Raw genomic sequence first — 15,124 nt, 5'->3', positions numbered from 1 at the left:
GTTATTTCCCGATTCCCACGGTCATGCCCTGGATGATGCGAGTGCCGAGCCAGGAGAACAGGGCGACCATGGGCGCCAGGATGATGCAGATCCCGGCGAACATGGTGCCCCAGTCACGGCCCGCGTACTGCTGCAGGCCGACGAAGTTGACCAGCGCCACCGGCAGGGTGACCTTGTCGTCGCTGGTCATCAGCGCGATCGCGAAGAGCGTCTCGTTCCACGCGCCGATGAACTGCAGCAGGAACGCGGTGATCAGCCCGCCCCTGGCCACCGGCAGCACGACCTTGACGAAGGCCCGCAGCCCGCTGGCGCCGTCGATGGCGGCCGCCTCCTCGAGCACCTCGGGTATCCCGGCGAAGAAGCCGGTCAGGAGGTAGACGGTGAACGGCATGGCCAGGCCGATGTAGACGATCGTCAGGCCGAGGAAGCTGTCGGTCAGCTCGACGGCGGCCAGCCCCACGAACAGCGGCACCAGCAGCACCTGGCCCGGCACCCCGAGCCCGAGCGCGAACGTCATGGTCAGCGCGTTGGAGGTGCGGGTGCGCCGGCGGGCGAGCGCGTAGGCCGCGGGCGCGGCTACCGCCACCGCGATCAGCGACGACACCGTGGCCACGCCGACGCTGTTGAGCGCGGCGCTGCTGAAGCCGCCGTCGGCCCAGGCCTTGCCCCAGTTGCCCGCCTGCGGCGGCACCGGCAGGCCGAACGGCTGCTCGAAGATGGACCTGGTGTCGCGGATCGAGGTGAGGAAGATCCAGGCCAGCAGCGCCAGGTCGGCCGCGACCAGGATCCAGACGATGGCGTGCCCGACGCGCTTCACAGCCTCACCCGCTCCCTGCGCATCAGGCGCCGCAGGATGACCACGAACACGCCGACCATGACCAGGCTGACCACCGCCGCGGCGGAGGCCAGGCCCAGCTTGGGCACCGAGCTGCCGGGGAAGGCGGAGAAGTAGACGTACATCGCCGTCGTCCAGGTCTGGATGGGCGCGTTGCTGACGGTGGAGCCGCCGCCGAACAGCAGCACGATCTCGAACACCTTCACCGAGCTGACCGTCCACAGCACCGCGCAGACGCTCACGACCTCCCACGACATCGGCAGCGTGATGTGGCGGAAGCGCTGCCAGGCGTTGGCGCCCTCAAGCTCGGCCGCCTCGTACAGGTAGGTCGGGATCTGGTCGACGGCGGCCATGATGATCGTGGTGTAGTAGCCGGTCGCGGTCCACACGATCGCCGCGATGATCATCGCGGGCAGGTTGTCGACCGACAGCCACTTGGGCACCGCGTCGATGCCCACCAGCCGCAGCAGCGCGTTGACCGGCCCGTTCGGCCCGAACAGGAAGCCCGCCGCGATGCCGAACACCAGCGCGTTGACCAGGCACGGGAAGAACAGCACCGAGCGGGCGAACATCTTGCCCGCCATCTCGCGCAGCGCCAGCGTCAGGGCGAAGCTCACCGCGAACGTGGCCACCCCGCCGACCACCAGAATCTTGATCGTGTTGACGACGGCGTAGTGGAAGGACTGGTCGTCGAGCAGCGTGCGGTAGTTGTCCAGGCCGCGCCACCGCATGACGCCCATGCCGTCCCACTTGTACAGGCTGGTCCAGGCCGCGAAGACGATCGGCGCCAGGAACAGCAGGCCGTAGAAGGCCAGGGCCGGGCCGACGAACGGCCAGAACAGCCGGTTGGCCTGCCGCTCGAGCGGACCCCCGCGGGCGATGCGCGCCCGCGAGGGTGCGGCGAGTGTGCTGACCGCCACTAGCCGTTGGCCTTCCAGTAGGCGATCTGGCCCTGCTTGGCCTTGGCCACGAACTGCTCGGCCGTCGCCTTGCCCAGCCACAGGTCGGCGAAGGCGGGGAAGAGCGACTTGTCCAGGTAGTCACCCGCGACGCCGTCCAGCGGCAGGCGGCTGGGGTTGGCGCTCAGCAGCTTCTGCGCGTCGGCCAGCTCCTCGGGGGCGGGGATGTCCTCGCGCGGGGTGATGTTCTTGGCCTCGGTGGAGATGCCCGACAGGTTGTCCTTCTTCAGGAAGTAGGCGATGAACTTCTGCGCGGGCTCGGGGTGCTTGGCCTTCTTCGGGATGGCGAAGCCGAGCGGGATGATGTCGATCTCGGTGTTGCCGCCCTTGGTGGTGGGCACGGCGAACTCGCCCACCTTGAAGCCGGCAGCCAGGTTCTTGGAAGCCTCGCTCGGCACCCAGGTGCCGTCCAGGTGGAAGGCGGCCTTGCCGGTGGCCCAGCTGGTCTGCTGCGCCGGGTACTTGCTGGCGTCGTAGCCCTTGAGCAGGTAGCCGCCCTTGACGAACTGCTCGATGCGCTTGGCCGACTCCAGCACGCCCGGCTGGTCCCAGGCGGCGCCGGTCTTGTCCTGATAGATCTTGCCCAGCGTGCCCGGCCCGTTGTCACGCACCAGCAGGTAGTCGAGCAGCAGGAAGTTGGTCCAGGTGTTGTCGCCGTCGGAGGCCACGCACGCCTTGGCCTCGGCCTTCAGCGTGTCGCACAGCTTGACGAAGTCGTCCCACGTGGCCGGGGTCGTGGCCAGGTCGGCGTCGGCCTTGTTGTAGTAGTACGTGGCCGAGTTGAGCACGTAGGGGACGATCCAGCGGGTGACGCCGTCGGGGTCCTTCGGCATCGCGTCGAGGTACTTGGCCGGGATGACGTCGGCGACCTTCTTGCCCTCGCCCGGGACCTCGCTGTTGTAGACGGGGGTCAGGTCGGCGGCCTGGCCGGTCGAGGCGAGCAGCGAGCTGATCACGTCGAAGCCGTTCTCCACCAGGTCGGGCGCCTTGTTGGCGGCGATGGCCGGGCCGATCTTGGTCCGGATGTCGCGGCCCTGCCACTCGACGTCGACCTTGGTGCCGGTCTCCTTGCTGAACTTGTCGATCGCGGCCTTGATGACCTTGGCCTGGGGCTCGTTCTCCTTCCACATCGACCAGTACGTGAACTCGCCGCCGCTGCTCTTGCTGTCGCTCCCGCTGCCGCCGCCGCAGGCGGTAAGAGCGAGCGCCCCGGCCGCCAGCACGGCGGTCACCTTCGGTCCGCGCATGTCGCCACACCTTTCACCTTGAACAGGTCTGGCCGGAACCATAGGCCGCGCCAAAAGGCCGTACAAGGCAGTCTGTGCAACGCTTTGATCTCATCATGCATAAAGCGACGATTTCTGCGCACAAAGATGCAAGCTTCTGCAGAGAATGCGGGAAAAGTGACATGACGGATGTACGCGGCGGAAAACCGGCTGCCCGGTCGCGGTGCCGCGGGCTAGCGTCGAGAGGTGAACACGATCACCTGGCGCCGGGTCGTGCCCGGCGACTTCCCGCTGCTGCGTTCATGGCTGGAGCAGCCGCACGTGGCACGGTGGTGGAACCACGAGACGTCCCCCGAGGCGGTGGAGCGCGACTTCGGCCCCGCCGCGCGGGGCGAGGAGCCGTCGGAGGACCTGCTCGCGCTGGTGGGCGGCGAGCCGGTCGGGCTCGTGCAGCGTTCGCGGCTGGCGGACTACCCCGACTACCTGGCCGAGATCTCGGCCATCGTCCCCGTGCCGCCCGGCACGGTCACGATCGACTACCTCATCGGCGCCGCCGAACGGACCGGGCAAGGCCTCGGCCCGCTGCTGATCGGCGCCATGCTGGACAGGACCTGGCGCGACCACCCCGACGCGCCCTGCGTCCTGGTGCCGGTCTCGGCCGCCAACCGTCCGTCCTGGCGAGCGCTGGAGAAGGCGGGCCTGCGCCGCGTCGCCACCGGCGACCTCGAACCCGACAACCCCGTCGACGACCGCGCCCACCACCTCTACCGCGTCGACCGCCCGGCCTGAGCGCCCGTCATTGAGCGCCGGCCGAGTTCCTGTCGCGCTGGGGCGTGCTCGGGGCGCTGATCGCCAGGCGGGCGGCGCGGAGGCCGGGGGCAAGGGCGAAGGTGATGATGATCGAGGCGGCCGCCATCACGACGATCGCCGTCGCGGGCGAGGTGAACTGCGCCACCGAGCCCGCGGCCGCCGCGGCGACGCCCTGCATGGTCAGCATGCCCGCGGTGTGCAACCCCAGCGCCTGACCGCTCAGCTTCTCCGGGGTCAGCCGCATCAGCTTCTCCTGCTGCACGAGGCTGGCACCGTACCCGACCGCCGACACCGCGACCAGCACCGCCGCGAGCTGTATCGCCGGTCTCGCCACGAAGACCAGGTACGGCGAGGCCAGCAGGAGCAGCAGCGGCACCCCGAGCCGGACCCGCCGGTGCGCGGGCACGAAGCGCCCGAGCAGCACGTCACCGACCAGCATGCCCAGCGCCGCGCACGCGAGCAGCAGACCCGCGTGATCGGGCGTGTAGGACACGAACAGCGACTCGCACCCCACGACGAGCCCGTTCGGCAGCCAGAGCGCCAGGTAGAGGGTCCGGCGCGGCCGGTCGGCCCACAGCCTGCGGTTGGTGCGCCACGTCTCGCCCACCGACAGCCGGCCCTGGGCCCGCGGCGCCCTCCGGCTCAGCCCGAACCTGGCCGTGCCCGCCGCCACCAGGTACAGCAGCGCGGCGACGACCAGCGTGCCGCGCGGCGACAGGGTGGCCACCAGCACCCCGCCCACCGCGAACCCGGCGATCTGCGTCATGCCCGTCGACATGTTGAGCACGGACCTGCCCAGCAGGTAGCCGTCCTTGGACAGGATCTCGTTCAGCAGGCCGTACCGCACTCCCCCGCCGGGCGAGGACACCAGCCCCAGCACGAGCAGCACGGCGAACGACGCCCAGACCGGCATCCCCGGCACGGCCTGCAGTCCGGTGCCGGCGGCGAAGGCCAGCGCCATCCCGGTCATCGCGGCCCGCGGCGGCAGCCGGTCGGCCGCGGACAGCAGCGTCGTCGCGCCGACCACCTGGACGAGCGCCGGGCCGAACATCGCCAGCGCGGACAGCAGCGGCGAGCCGGTCGCGGTGTAGATCAGCGTGCCCAGGGCGAGCCCGCTCACCGTCTGGGCGGTCACGGAGGCTCCCGATGACAGGAACAGCGGGGTGAACTCCGGGGTTCTGAAGAGCTCGCCGTAGGTGCGCATGGGGGTGAGTTTCGAACGGGCTCGCGCCCGGGCGTTACTCTTTCGCCGTGTCGCGAAAGGTCGCCTGGAGGTGGGTTCGGTGGGGTGGTGGGTGATCAATGCGGACACGCTGGCGGGCGGGCGGTTCGTCGTGTCGGCGCTGGCCGAGGTGACGGCGAGCCTGAAGCTGCTCGACTCGGCGGATGCCGCCGATCCGGGTGAGCGGGCCTGGCTCGAGGCGCACCTGCCCGCCTACCGGGAGCGGGTGGCCGGCGATCCTGTCACCGGGCTGATGGTGCGGATCGGGCTCGGGCGCGGCTGGAACGCGGACTTCCTGACGCCGGCGCCCGACGGGGAGGCGCCCTTCGAGGTCGAGGTGGAGCGGGTCAGGCAGACCGCGCCGGACGACGCGGTGGCGCACATGGAGGTGTCGATGGGCGGGCCGCTGCCCGCCGTACTGCGCAGGAAGGACCTGCCCGAGCGGGCCGCGCGGATCATGGAATGGGTGTGGCGGGAGACGGTGCTGCCGTACTGGCCGAGGCGCAGGCGCATCCTGGAGGCGGACATCGTCGCGCGCACGGCCCAGCTCGGGCAGCGCGGCTGGGCGGCGGCGCTCGACTCCATGCGGCCAGGGATGCGCTGGCTCGGCTCCGGGCGGCTGCAGATCAACGCCCACGACTACCCGCCGCGCGACCTGTCCGGCGCCCGGCTCTTCTTCGTCCCCGTCACCCCCGGCCGCATGTGGGTCTCCTGGGAGGAACCGCACCGCTACGCGATCGTCTACCCCTGCTCGGGAACCCTCACCGACCACCAGCAGGTCCCGGCGCCCCTCGGCCGCCTCCTGGGCCACGCCCGGGCAGGCGTCCTCGTCCTCCTGGACACCCCCAAGAGCACCACCCAACTGGTCGCGCTCACCGGCCAGGCCCTGGGTTCGGTCGGCCGCCATCTCAAGGTGCTCATGGAAGCGGGCCTGATCCAACGCCGCCGGGCAGGCCGCTCAGTCCTCTACTACCGAACCCCCGCGGGCCAGGTCCTCATCGACGCGAATGGGCAAGGTTTTCCCCAGTGACCGCGTGCTGGATCGGCGGCGGCCTCGGCGATCTCTAGGGTGTGCGCGTGCCTGAGTTCTCCAGAGGGTTGCGGCTGCTGGTCGGCCTGGCCTCCGCGGCCGTGGTGCTGCTGGGGCTGAAGCAGGTCAACGAGATCGCGGCGCCGGCCTTTCTCGCGCTGGTGCTGACGATCGCGGTGGGCCCGCTGCGGACCCGGCTGGAGCGGCGGCGCGCGCCCGGCTGGGTGCTGTTCGCCGTCCCGCTGGCCGTCGTGCTGATCGTGTTGCTGATCTTCGCGCTGGCGCTGGTGATTGGGGTGGCGCAGCTGGTCAAGCTCATCCCCCAATACGCCCCCCAGTACCAGGAGCTGCTGTCCTCGATCGGGCAGCAACTGGCCAAGCTGGGCGTCACTTCGGCCCAGGCCCAGCAGGCGCTCAGCAAGCTGGACCCCAGCAAGCTGCTGTCCGCCGCGCAAGGCCTGCTGGGGGGACTGGCGGGAGTGATCACCGAGGTGATCCTGATCGTGCTGCTGCTGTACACGATGAGCCTGGACGCGGTGTTCCTGCAGCGGGCCGTCAGAAGGCTGCGCGGCTCCAGGCCGCACCTGGTGGGCGCGCTGTCGAACTTCGCCGGCGACACCATCAACTACCTGGTGGTCTCGACGGTGTTCGGGCTGATCGTGGCCGTGCTGGACGGAGTCGCGCTGGCGATACTGAGCGTGCCGCTGCCGGTGCTGTGGGGGATGCTGGCGTTCATCACGAACTACATCCCCAACGTCGGCTTCGTCATCGGCCTGCTCCCGCCGGCGCTGCTGGCCCTGCTCGACTCGGGCGTGGGCACGATGATCTGGGTGATCGTCATCTACTGCGTGCTGAACTTCATCATCCAGTCGGTCATCCAGCCCAGGTTCGTCGGCCAGTCTGCAGGACTGACGACCACGCTCACGATCCTGTCGCTGCTGGTGTGGACGTGGACGCTGGGCGCGCTCGGCGCGATCCTGGCGGTCCCGCTGAGCGCGTTCGTGCGGGCGATCCTCGTCGACGCCGATCCCGCCACGGTCTGGGCCTCGCCGCTCATCGCCGGGCAGGAACGGCGCTAGCCCGGCCCGCGAAGCACAGGAACGCGGTCTGCGGGTCCGCCCCGGCGGGGGCCGGGACGCTCGGGTCGAAGGCGCCGGTGGCCTGCAGCCCTTCGTAGTGCGGCAGCAGGGCCTCGTGGGTGCGGATCACCGCCTCCTCGTCGAGCCGCTCGTCGCCGCCGACGGCGCGGGCCAGGTCCCAGGTGTGCACGAGCACCTCCAGCGAGCCGATCACGTCGACGGCCCGCTCGACCGGCACCATGCCCATCGGACCCGGCACCGTCCTGGCCGCCAGCTCGGGGTCGCCCAGCATCGCGACCATGTCGTCGCGGCAGCGCGCGAACGCCGCGGCCAGGTCGGCGCCCGGCTCCACGGCCGGCGTGCCGTCCATCCCCGACACGCCCACCCCGTCGGCCGCGACCGGCGGCCGGCCGGTGACGAAGGCGAGGATGCCGCGGTGGCCGTTGATGACGTGCGCGACCACGTCGCGGGCCGTCCAGCCGCGGCACGGGCTGACCGCGTCCCAGCGGTCGGCCGGGGTGGCCCTGATCCTGTCGAGTAGCTGGCCGGCGAGCTCGGCGTACGTCTCGGCGACGGTCGGCATCGGTGGCACCTCACTAACGCGTAGGAATTTTCCTACATGTTAGTACTGCTTTACGCTGTAGTCGTACCGGCACGGCAGCGGATGCTCGGCGCGCACCCGTTCGGCGCCTGTCGGGTTGAGCCGCTCGTGGTAGTCCCACCACAGGTCGTCCAGCGTGTCCTCGCCCTCGCGCAGGTCGTCGACGACGAGCCCGGTGTCCAGCACCCGCCTGGCCCTGGCCAGGTCGTCGCTGTCGAGCGCGGCGCGGCATTCCAGCAGCCGGATCCTGCCGTGCCAGCGGTCCTTGGGTCCGAGCCGGTCGATCAGCGCCAGCGCCTGCGCGGTCCGTCCGGCGGCCAGCAGTGCGTGCAGGGCCTCGATGGTCAGCGGCCGCAGCCGGGGCGACAGCGCGTGCGCCCGCGCGTACAGGTCGGCCGCCCGTTCCGGGTCCGGCTCGAGTACGGCCAGGTTGCGTAGCGCCCAGGCGTTCTCCGCGCACTCGAGCGAGCGCTCCCACGCCACCCGCGCTCCCTCGCGGTCGCCGGCGTGGTAGAGGTTCACCCCCAGGTGGAACTGCGTGAACCAGGTCTTGTCCGCCGCCTCGAGCAGCGCCCGCCACTCGGGCCCGACGGTGTAGGAGGACGGCGGCAGCACCGGCGCCGGGGTCGGGATCGACCCCTTGCGCACCAGCGACAGCCACGACTGCTGGTCGCGGCCGATCGTCTCGTCGCCGAAGGGCGTGGCGGTCAGGTTGAGCGCCCTGCTGCGCCGCTTGGCCAGCGCCCTGCGCTCCAGCGCGCCCCATCCGCTGCCGACGTGCACGATCTCCTCGGGTACTGCACGCGCCAGCTCCACCGCCTGGTCGTGCTCGGCCAGAAGCGTGGCCGCGGGCAGCAGGGCCTCTATGGCGCCCGCGACGTGGTCGGTGGCCTCGGACCAGGGGCCGTGGACGAGCGCGGGATCCGCGTGGAGCAGACCGTACGCCTCGGTCCAGGCGAACGACGAGCGGGCGGCCAGCCGGACGTGCTCGAGCTGCGTGCGGGCCAGGCCGGCCTGGATCTCGGTGTAGGGGCGGCCGGGGCCCGACAGCCAGTCCTGCCAGTTGCGGCCGGCGTCGGTGGTGCCCCAGCGGAAGTGCTTGCGGCCACGCAACTGCTCGGTCGAGGTCTGGACGAGCCCGGCGCCGGCGGCGTCCAGCGCGGCGATCCACGGGCGCGAGGCGCGCGGCAGCTCGTAAAAGAAGTCGGTGGCGGGACCGCCGCGGCCGGGGTAGGACTGGTCGGTGTCGCGCCAGTCGGGCACCGGGACGCGGCGCAGCCGGCCGTCGTAGGAGAAGTGGTAGGCCTGCCGGGCGGGGGCGAGCACGCGCGTGTCCTCCTCCTGCGGCACCGCGGCGTTCGACCACCAGTAGACGGCGGAGTCCTCGGCGAACGGGTTGACGATCCTGACGTGCACGAGCAGCACCGGCGAGCCGGGCGGCAGCCAGGCGTCGAGCTGGTAGACCAGGCGCCGCATCCGCTCCCACTCGTACATCCGCAGCACCGGCACCCCGTCGGGCCTGGTCAGGCGGGCGGCGTGGATCGGGGCGCAGGCCAGCGCGGTGTGGCCGAACGTGCCCAGGTTCCACTCCACTCCCCCGGCGAACCAGGCGTTGCGCAGTCCCAGGTTGGCCAGCTGCAGGAAGGGCGGCTTGTGCAGCAGCTCCCTGCCGGTCTCCAGGTGCACCAGGGAACGCAGCCGCCCGCCGTACTCCAGCAGGAACTCCGCGCGCAGCACGCCGTTGTCCAGCACCGCGGTCCGCAGCTCGCGCTCCTCGCGCTCGCGGCCGTAGCCGTCCTGGAAGGTGTACGGCAGCAGCGAGTCGACGTGCCCGTAGGCGAGCTGGGCGGCCATCTCCGCGTCGGCGGCGGCGAGCTCGAGGCCACCGCGCGGGTCAGGGAGCGTGCGCAGCGGCGGGAGCGGGTTCTCCGGGCCCACCGGCGAGACCGGTATCGTGATCGAGGACAGCTGGAACTGGGTCACATTCTCCTCGACAGTTGTCCGCGGCTTTCCGCACAAATTAGCACTTTGTCATGATGGGGCCCGTGAACCGGTACGAACGCTGGAACGTCCTGCTCGAGCTCGTGGCCGAGGCCGGGCAGCTCGACGTCGTCGAGACCGCGGAGAAGCTCGGCGTGTCGACGGCCACCATCAGGCGCGACTTCGACGAGCTGGCCGCGCAGCAGCTGCTGACCAGGACCAGGGGCGGCGCGACCGCGCACAGCGTGTCCTACGACCTGCCGCTGCGCTACAAGGTCGCCCAGCACGCGCCGGAGAAGCAGCGCATCGCCGCCGCCGCGGCGGCTCTGGTGCCCGCGGGCTCGACGGTGGCGCTGAACGGCGGCACCACCACGACCGAGGTGGCCAGGGCGCTGGCTTCCCGCGCCGACCCCGGGCCCGGCGGGCGCGGCCCCGCGCTGACCGTGGTGACCAACGCGCTCAACATCGCCCACGAGCTGGTCGTCCGGCCGCACATCCACGTCGTCACGACCGGCGGCTCGGCCCGCGCGCAGTCCTACGAGCTGGTGGGGCCGGTCGCCACCGGGATGCTGGAGCAGGTGGCGCTGGACGTGGCGGTGCTCGGCGTGGACGCGATCGACGTGGAGCACGGCGCCAGCGCCCACCACGAGGGCGAGGCGGCGATCAACCGGCTGATGGCCGCCAGGGCGCGGGAGGTGATCGTGGTGGCCGACGGCTCCAAGCTGGGCAAGCAGGCCTTCGCCAGGATCTGCCCGATCGGCTCGGTCTCGGTACTGGTCACCGACACCAGCGCACCCGCCGAGCAGGCGACCCGCTTCTCCGACGCCGGAGTACGGGTCATCAGGGCCTGACCTCACCAGGACGTTTCGCCGCGAGCACTCGCGTCGGACGGCGCCTATGCCGGTTGGGTCGGAGCGGTGTTGAGCCCCGGCCGGGCTGGCGTGGGCCGCGCCCGGGGCAATGGGCCGGATCCAGCCGGGGGGCGCCATTCCCGCCGGACAGACCATGAGCCCGCGGCCGTTTTGAACCGCACTGAAACGGTAACGGGCTGATCGTCTGGGGTGCCACGCATTTATCTCAGAGCCGGCCGGACAGGTGGCCCAATTTGAGGCCGAGGTGGAGGGTGAGCCGGTCCGTGCCGCTGCGGAGGCTGACGCCGCCTATCTCCTCGATGCGCGACAGGCGGTGGTAGAGAGTCGTGCGGTGGACCTGGAGGTGTTCGGCGGTGGCCTTGGCGTCGCCCGCGAGGTCCAGGTAGACCTCCAGGGTTTCGAGCAGCCGGTGCTCGGCCAGGCGGGTGAGCGCGGGATGCAGGAGGTCGAGGCCGGACTCGTCGACCTTCAGCTCGACGAGCAGGCGGTAGATGCCCAGGCCCGACCAGGTGACCATGCCCTCGCGGGCGAGCACCTGCCCGACCCGCACCGCCTGGAGCGCCTGCCGGTACGACACGTGGGTCGCGGCGGCCGAAGCCACCTCGTCGCCGATGCCGACCCGGAACAGGCCGGTGTCGCGGCCGTACTCCGCGCCGATCCTGGCGGCCAGGTCCTCGGTGCGGACTCCACGCCCGCAGGTCACCACGAGGATGGCGTGGTCGGGGCGCACCAGGTGGAGGCTCCGCCGCTGCGGCACCAGCCGTCTGGCCGTGGCCAGCGCCAGGTCGGCCCTGCCCGCCCTGTCGCCGTCGCCCGCCGGCAGGGTCGTGTCCAGGACCAGTACCTGCGCGGCCGAATCGATCTCCATCAGGGCGTCCTCGGCCAGGCCGCTGAGCGCCTGCGTCCTGATCGCATGGTCCTCGTCGAGCAGGTCGCGGATCAGCTCCCGCTCCCTGGCGCGCTGCAGGTCGGACACCAGGCCGTCGCGGTACATGATGTCCGCGGCCTCTCGCGCGCCGTGCTCGGCGTAGCGCAGCTCGCCGGGAGTGAGCGACTCGTCGGCGTCGATGATCCACAGGTAGCCCAGGTGCAGCCTGTGGAAGCGGATGGGCACGCACACCCTGCTGAGCATGCCGAGCCCGGGATTGCCCGGCACCCGGCGCCAGCCCGTCGCGCGCTGCACGTCGTGGTCGTGCGCCCACGCGATCGCCTCCGGGTTGGCCTGCCGGTGCAGGATGGAGGCCAGCCGCTGCTCGTCCACCGCGCCGTAGTGCGGGCTGTAGGACTGCAGCCGCATCCGCGGATCGTCGATGGCGACCGACCGGGCCAGCCTCTCGCCGATCCGATCGGTCAGTTTCTGCAGATCACCCACACGTCCTGTTTGTACCATTTTCCGATGGCATGTGTCGCTCTAGGAACTCCAACAGGCGGACGCACTGATCGGCGACCGCCAGGTGGTGCCGGACACCGTGCCCCTCCTCCGGATAGATCACCAGTGTGCTCGGCCTGCCCCGCTCGACCAACGCACGATGGAACATCGCCGCCTGCTCCGGCGGGGTCGCCAGATCGTGGGCCCCGGCCATCAGCATGATCGGGGTGTCGACGTGGTCCGCCCGGTAGAGGGGACTGCGGGTCCGGTAGTCCGAGCCGGGGTCGAGCGGGTCGCCGTTCAGGCAGAACGCGTCAAATCCCGGCAGGTTGGAGGTGTGGTGCTGGCTGACCCAGTCGGTGACCGGCGAGCGGGCCACGGCCGCGGCGAAGCGGTCCGAGGTCGCCACCAGCCAGGCCGCCATGAAGCCGCCGTAGCTGTTGCCCGTCACGCCGACCCGCTCGCCGTCGGCCAGCCCCGCGGCGACGAGCGCGTCGACGCCGCTGAGGATGTCGGCCGCGTCGACGCCGCCCATGTCGCGCAGCCCCGCGATCGCGAAGTCCTGGCCGCGGCCCGCGCTCCCGCGCATGTTGACATGCAGTACGGCGTAGCCGCGCCCGACCAGCAGCGGCGTGTGGGCGTAGTGCATCGACCACTCGTTGCGCCAGGCCCACACCGGCCCGCCGTGCACGTACACCACCAGGGCGAACGGCCCGTCGCCCGGCGGCAGCGCCAGCAGCCCCTCCACCGACTGCCCGTCGGGCGCCCGCCAGCGGACCGGCCGCAGGGTGCCCGCGAGGTCGAGCAGGTGGGCGCTGCCCTGGTTGGCCAGGTCGAGCACGGTCTCGGCGGCGCCGTCGCGGATCACCGCGAGAGCCGGTGGCAGGTCGTAGCCGTGGACGACCGCGGCGACGGTCTCTCCGCCCGCGCCCGCGGCGGGCAGCAGCGGCCCGCAGGTCCGCGCCGACTCCCACAGCACCCGGGTCTCGCCGGTGGCTAGGGAGTGGGTGCCGATCACGGTCTCCAGCCCGCGCAGCCCGGCGAACAGCACCCGGTCGTCGTCGAGCCAGGACTGGTCGGACACGTCCACGCCGGCGGTGTCCACTTCCTGGGGGTGGCCGCCGTCCGGGATGACGACGAGCCGCCCGGTGTAGAGGCCGCGGTCGCTCATCGCGCCGGTCACCACGGACACGTGCCCGCCGCCCGGAGCCCCGGCGGGCAGGCCCAGCTGCCGGTCGGCGCCCAGCGGGACGGAGGACACCGATCCGTCCCGCGTGTGCAGGAACGTCAGGTCCGCGGCGTACCAGGCCGACTCGCCCGGGTGGCCGGAGGTGACGCAGACCAGCCGGTCGGGCCCCGCCCAGGCGGCCTGCCAGACGTTCAGCTCGCCCGGCAGGCACCGGGTGGTGCCGCGGGTGGGATCCAGGATCCAGACCCGGCGCCGGCCGGTGACCGGCTCCCCCTCGCTGACCTCGGGCGCCCAGCCGGGGCGCTCGGCGCCCAGGGGGATGCGGCCGGACCCTGCGACGTCGGTCAGTTCCGCACCGGGCTCGGCTCCGCCGACGAGCAGCCTCTCGCCGTCCGGCGACCAGGCGAGGTACTCCGCCACGCCGGGGATCGCCGCTCGGAAGGCCGCGCCGGGGAAGCGGCCTTCGACCTCGACGCCGCCCTCGCCGGCGAGCCAGGCCAGCCGGCCGCCGGGTGACCAGCAGGGCTGGCGGCTCTCCTCCGGCCCGTCGCGCAGGACGACGCTGCCGTCGCGCAGGTCGAGGAGCGCGACGCGGCGTACCGGGTCCTGGTCGACCGCGACGGGGACGTGCGCGGTGAAGGCGATCCTGCCGCCGTCCGGCGAGACCGCGACGTCGCAGGCGTCGGCGATCGTGCCGAGCGCGGGCTCGCGAGTCCGCAGGAAGAACGCGGAGACGTAGTCGTGGACGCTCATCGGCGGGCCGGCATCGCGCGCAGGACGGACTCCTCGGTGGACAGGCCCGCCGTGTCGAACCGGCGGGGTTCGTAGGGGGCGGGGTCGAGCCAGGAGCTTCCGCCCTCCAGTGCCAGATCGGCCATCAGGCGGCCGAGCGCGGGCCCGTGCGTCACGCCCGCCTCGTTGTCCCCGGCGAGCACCTGCAGCCCCGGCACCAGCGGACCGGCGTAGAAGCGCCGGTCGGGGGTCATGCACGGCACGCCCTGCAGCCACCAGCCGATGGAGGTGTCGTGGCCGGGGACGAGGCCGGCGAGCTTGGGCGCCAGCTCGCCGACCAGCCGGTGCACCAGTTCCTCGCGCCGGGGCTGGCCGCTGTCTCCCAGCGTGCCGCCCAGCTCGAACAGCGGGGCGTACCCGTCGCCGTTGCCGTAGGTGAGGCCGCCCCGGTGCTCGCGAAGCCACAGCCCGTACAGGTCCGGCACCATGATCGTGGGCATGCCGGACGGGACGCCGGACGGCGGTGAGATCACCCGGGTGGCGACCATGCGCAGCAGCGGAAGGTGCGCCTCCAGCGGCGCGAGCAGGGTGTTCGTCCACGCGCCGCAGGCCAGGATCACGGTGCCGGCCCGCAGGTCTCCCGCCTGGGTGCGGACCCCGGTCACGGCGCCGTCCGAGGTGAGCAGTTCCGTGACGCGGGTCCTGACGAGGATCCGGCCGCCGCGCTCCTCGACCAGCGCGGCCAGCGCCCTGGTCGCGCGGCCCGCGCTGATCTGGATGCCGCCCGGGTGCAGGACGCCGCCCAGCAGCCCGTCCTGGCTCACCACGCCGCCGGTGACGTCGGCCACCATGGCAGGGGTGAGCGTGCGGGTGCCCTTGGGCGCGAAGGGGTGCCGGGCGATGGGCTCCACCCAGCGCCGCCACCCGTCCTCGGTGGTGGCCAGGTAGAGGTTGCCGTTGGGCCGGTAGTCGAAGTCGCGGTCGAGGGCGCCGTAGAAGTCCAGCCCGTAGCGCTGCATCGCCAGTTCCTGCTCGGTCAGGAAGTGCGCGTACCCGGCGGCCCACAGGCCGACGAATCCCGCGCCGGCGCCCGAGGTGGCGGAGGCGGGCGTGTCAGCCTCGACCACGGTCACGCGCGCGCCGCGTTCCAGCAGGTGAGCGGCGGTGGCCAGGCCGAGCACGCCCGCGCCCACGATCACGACGTCGTTCATCGGTGTCCC

Annotated in this window: 13 protein-coding genes; 4 read left to right on the top strand and 9 right to left on the bottom strand. The window is 72.0% G+C overall.

What is annotated here, in order from left to right; translation table 11 throughout:
* Position 1: 1 nt before the first annotated feature.
* Genes KIK09_RS58285 through KIK09_RS37710 form a run of 3 tightly spaced genes read right to left on the bottom strand, consistent with a single transcriptional unit; the run spans position 2 to position 3,041 of the window.
* Positions 2-817, bottom strand: a complete 816-nt coding sequence (locus KIK09_RS58285; RefSeq protein WP_214324262.1) for a carbohydrate ABC transporter permease — start codon at positions 815-817, stop codon at positions 2-4.
* A complete protein-coding gene (locus KIK09_RS58280; protein ID WP_308164555.1) occupies positions 814-1,755 on the bottom strand; it encodes a carbohydrate ABC transporter permease in 942 nt (313 codons plus the stop codon). The genes KIK09_RS58285 and KIK09_RS58280 overlap by 4 nt, the downstream gene beginning before the upstream one ends.
* Positions 1,755-3,041: an ABC transporter substrate-binding protein gene (locus KIK09_RS37710; protein WP_214324261.1), complete on the bottom strand. Its 1,287-nt coding sequence runs from the start codon at positions 3,039-3,041 to the stop codon at positions 1,755-1,757. The genes KIK09_RS58280 and KIK09_RS37710 overlap by 1 nt, the downstream gene beginning before the upstream one ends.
* Before the next feature lie 225 nt (positions 3,042-3,266).
* On the opposite strand from KIK09_RS37710, the gene KIK09_RS37705 reads away from it, so the two are divergent.
* On the top strand, positions 3,267-3,809 hold the full coding sequence (locus KIK09_RS37705) for a GNAT family N-acetyltransferase (RefSeq protein WP_214324260.1): 543 nt from the start codon (positions 3,267-3,269) through the stop codon (positions 3,807-3,809).
* A 7-nt stretch (positions 3,810-3,816) separates the two neighbouring features.
* Here KIK09_RS37705 and KIK09_RS37700 read toward each other — a convergent pair whose 3' ends face one another.
* Positions 3,817-5,034 carry an MFS transporter gene (locus tag KIK09_RS37700; protein ID WP_214324259.1) on the bottom strand — a complete coding sequence of 406 codons (1,218 nt, stop codon included), beginning with the start codon at positions 5,032-5,034 and terminating at the stop codon, positions 3,817-3,819.
* Positions 5,035-5,113: 79 nt separating this feature from the next.
* Between KIK09_RS37700 and KIK09_RS37695 the strand changes: the two genes are divergently transcribed.
* Positions 5,114-6,082: an ArsR/SmtB family transcription factor gene (locus KIK09_RS37695; RefSeq protein ID WP_214324258.1), complete on the top strand. Its 969-nt coding sequence runs from the start codon at positions 5,114-5,116 to the stop codon at positions 6,080-6,082.
* Between the two features lie 47 nt (positions 6,083-6,129).
* The gene (locus KIK09_RS37690) at positions 6,130-7,161 is read left to right on the top strand and encodes an AI-2E family transporter (RefSeq protein WP_308164552.1); all 1,032 of its coding nucleotides are present in this window, start codon (positions 6,130-6,132) and stop codon (positions 7,159-7,161) included.
* Here the strand turns inward: KIK09_RS37690 and KIK09_RS37685 are convergent.
* Both KIK09_RS37685 and KIK09_RS37680 read right to left on the bottom strand, forming a co-directional pair.
* Positions 7,136-7,744 carry a TIGR03086 family metal-binding protein gene (locus KIK09_RS37685; RefSeq protein WP_214324256.1) on the bottom strand — a complete coding sequence of 203 codons (609 nt, stop codon included), beginning with the start codon at positions 7,742-7,744 and terminating at the stop codon, positions 7,136-7,138. The genes KIK09_RS37690 and KIK09_RS37685 overlap by 26 nt on opposite strands.
* A 39-nt stretch (positions 7,745-7,783) precedes the next feature.
* Entirely contained in the window at positions 7,784-9,745 is a 1,962-nt protein-coding gene (locus KIK09_RS37680; RefSeq protein WP_214324255.1) for a DUF5107 domain-containing protein, read from the bottom strand.
* A gap of 62 nt (positions 9,746-9,807) precedes the next feature.
* Between KIK09_RS37680 and KIK09_RS37675 the strand changes: the two genes are divergently transcribed.
* A complete protein-coding gene (locus KIK09_RS37675) occupies positions 9,808-10,593 on the top strand; it encodes a DeoR/GlpR family DNA-binding transcription regulator (protein WP_214324254.1) in 786 nt (261 codons plus the stop codon).
* A gap of 226 nt (positions 10,594-10,819) precedes the next feature.
* Here the strand turns inward: KIK09_RS37675 and KIK09_RS37670 are convergent, their stop codons facing one another.
* Genes KIK09_RS37670 through KIK09_RS37660 form a run of 3 tightly spaced genes read right to left on the bottom strand, consistent with a single transcriptional unit; the run spans position 10,820 to position 15,115 of the window.
* Entirely contained in the window at positions 10,820-11,986 is a 1,167-nt protein-coding gene (locus KIK09_RS37670; protein WP_214324253.1) for a PucR family transcriptional regulator, read from the bottom strand.
* Positions 11,979-13,925 carry a S9 family peptidase gene (locus KIK09_RS37665; protein WP_214324252.1) on the bottom strand — a complete coding sequence of 649 codons (1,947 nt, stop codon included), beginning with the start codon at positions 13,923-13,925 and terminating at the stop codon, positions 11,979-11,981. Before KIK09_RS37665 ends, KIK09_RS37670 begins: the two co-directional genes overlap by 8 nt.
* Positions 13,922-15,115: an NAD(P)/FAD-dependent oxidoreductase gene (locus KIK09_RS37660; RefSeq protein WP_214324251.1), complete on the bottom strand. Its 1,194-nt coding sequence runs from the start codon at positions 15,113-15,115 to the stop codon at positions 13,922-13,924. Before KIK09_RS37660 ends, KIK09_RS37665 begins: the two co-directional genes overlap by 4 nt.
* Positions 15,116-15,124: the final 9 nt, after the last annotated feature.

It is taken from the genome of Nonomuraea sediminis (genome assembly GCF_018531495.1).
GTDB classification, from domain to species: Bacteria; Actinomycetota; Actinomycetes; order Streptosporangiales; family Streptosporangiaceae; genus Nonomuraea; species Nonomuraea sediminis.
This window is presented reverse-complemented; position numbering and strand designations above follow the sequence as displayed.

Bases quoted from the DNA above. Each gene is read 5' to 3' on its own strand.
- KIK09_RS37710 (WP_214324261.1), bottom strand. From the start codon at position 3,041: ATGCGCGGACCGAAGGTGACCGCCGTGCTGGCGGCCGGGGCGCTCGCT.
- KIK09_RS37700 (WP_214324259.1), bottom strand. From the start codon at position 5,034: ATGCGCACCTACGGCGAGCTCTTCAGAACCCCGGAGTTCACCCCGCTG.
- KIK09_RS37685 (WP_214324256.1), bottom strand. From the start codon at position 7,744: ATGCCGACCGTCGCCGAGACGTACGCCGAGCTCGCCGGCCAGCTACTC.
- KIK09_RS37665 (WP_214324252.1), bottom strand. From the start codon at position 13,925: ATGAGCGTCCACGACTACGTCTCCGCGTTCTTCCTGCGGACTCGCGAG.
- KIK09_RS37660 (WP_214324251.1), bottom strand. From the start codon at position 15,115: ATGAACGACGTCGTGATCGTGGGCGCGGGCGTGCTCGGCCTGGCCACC.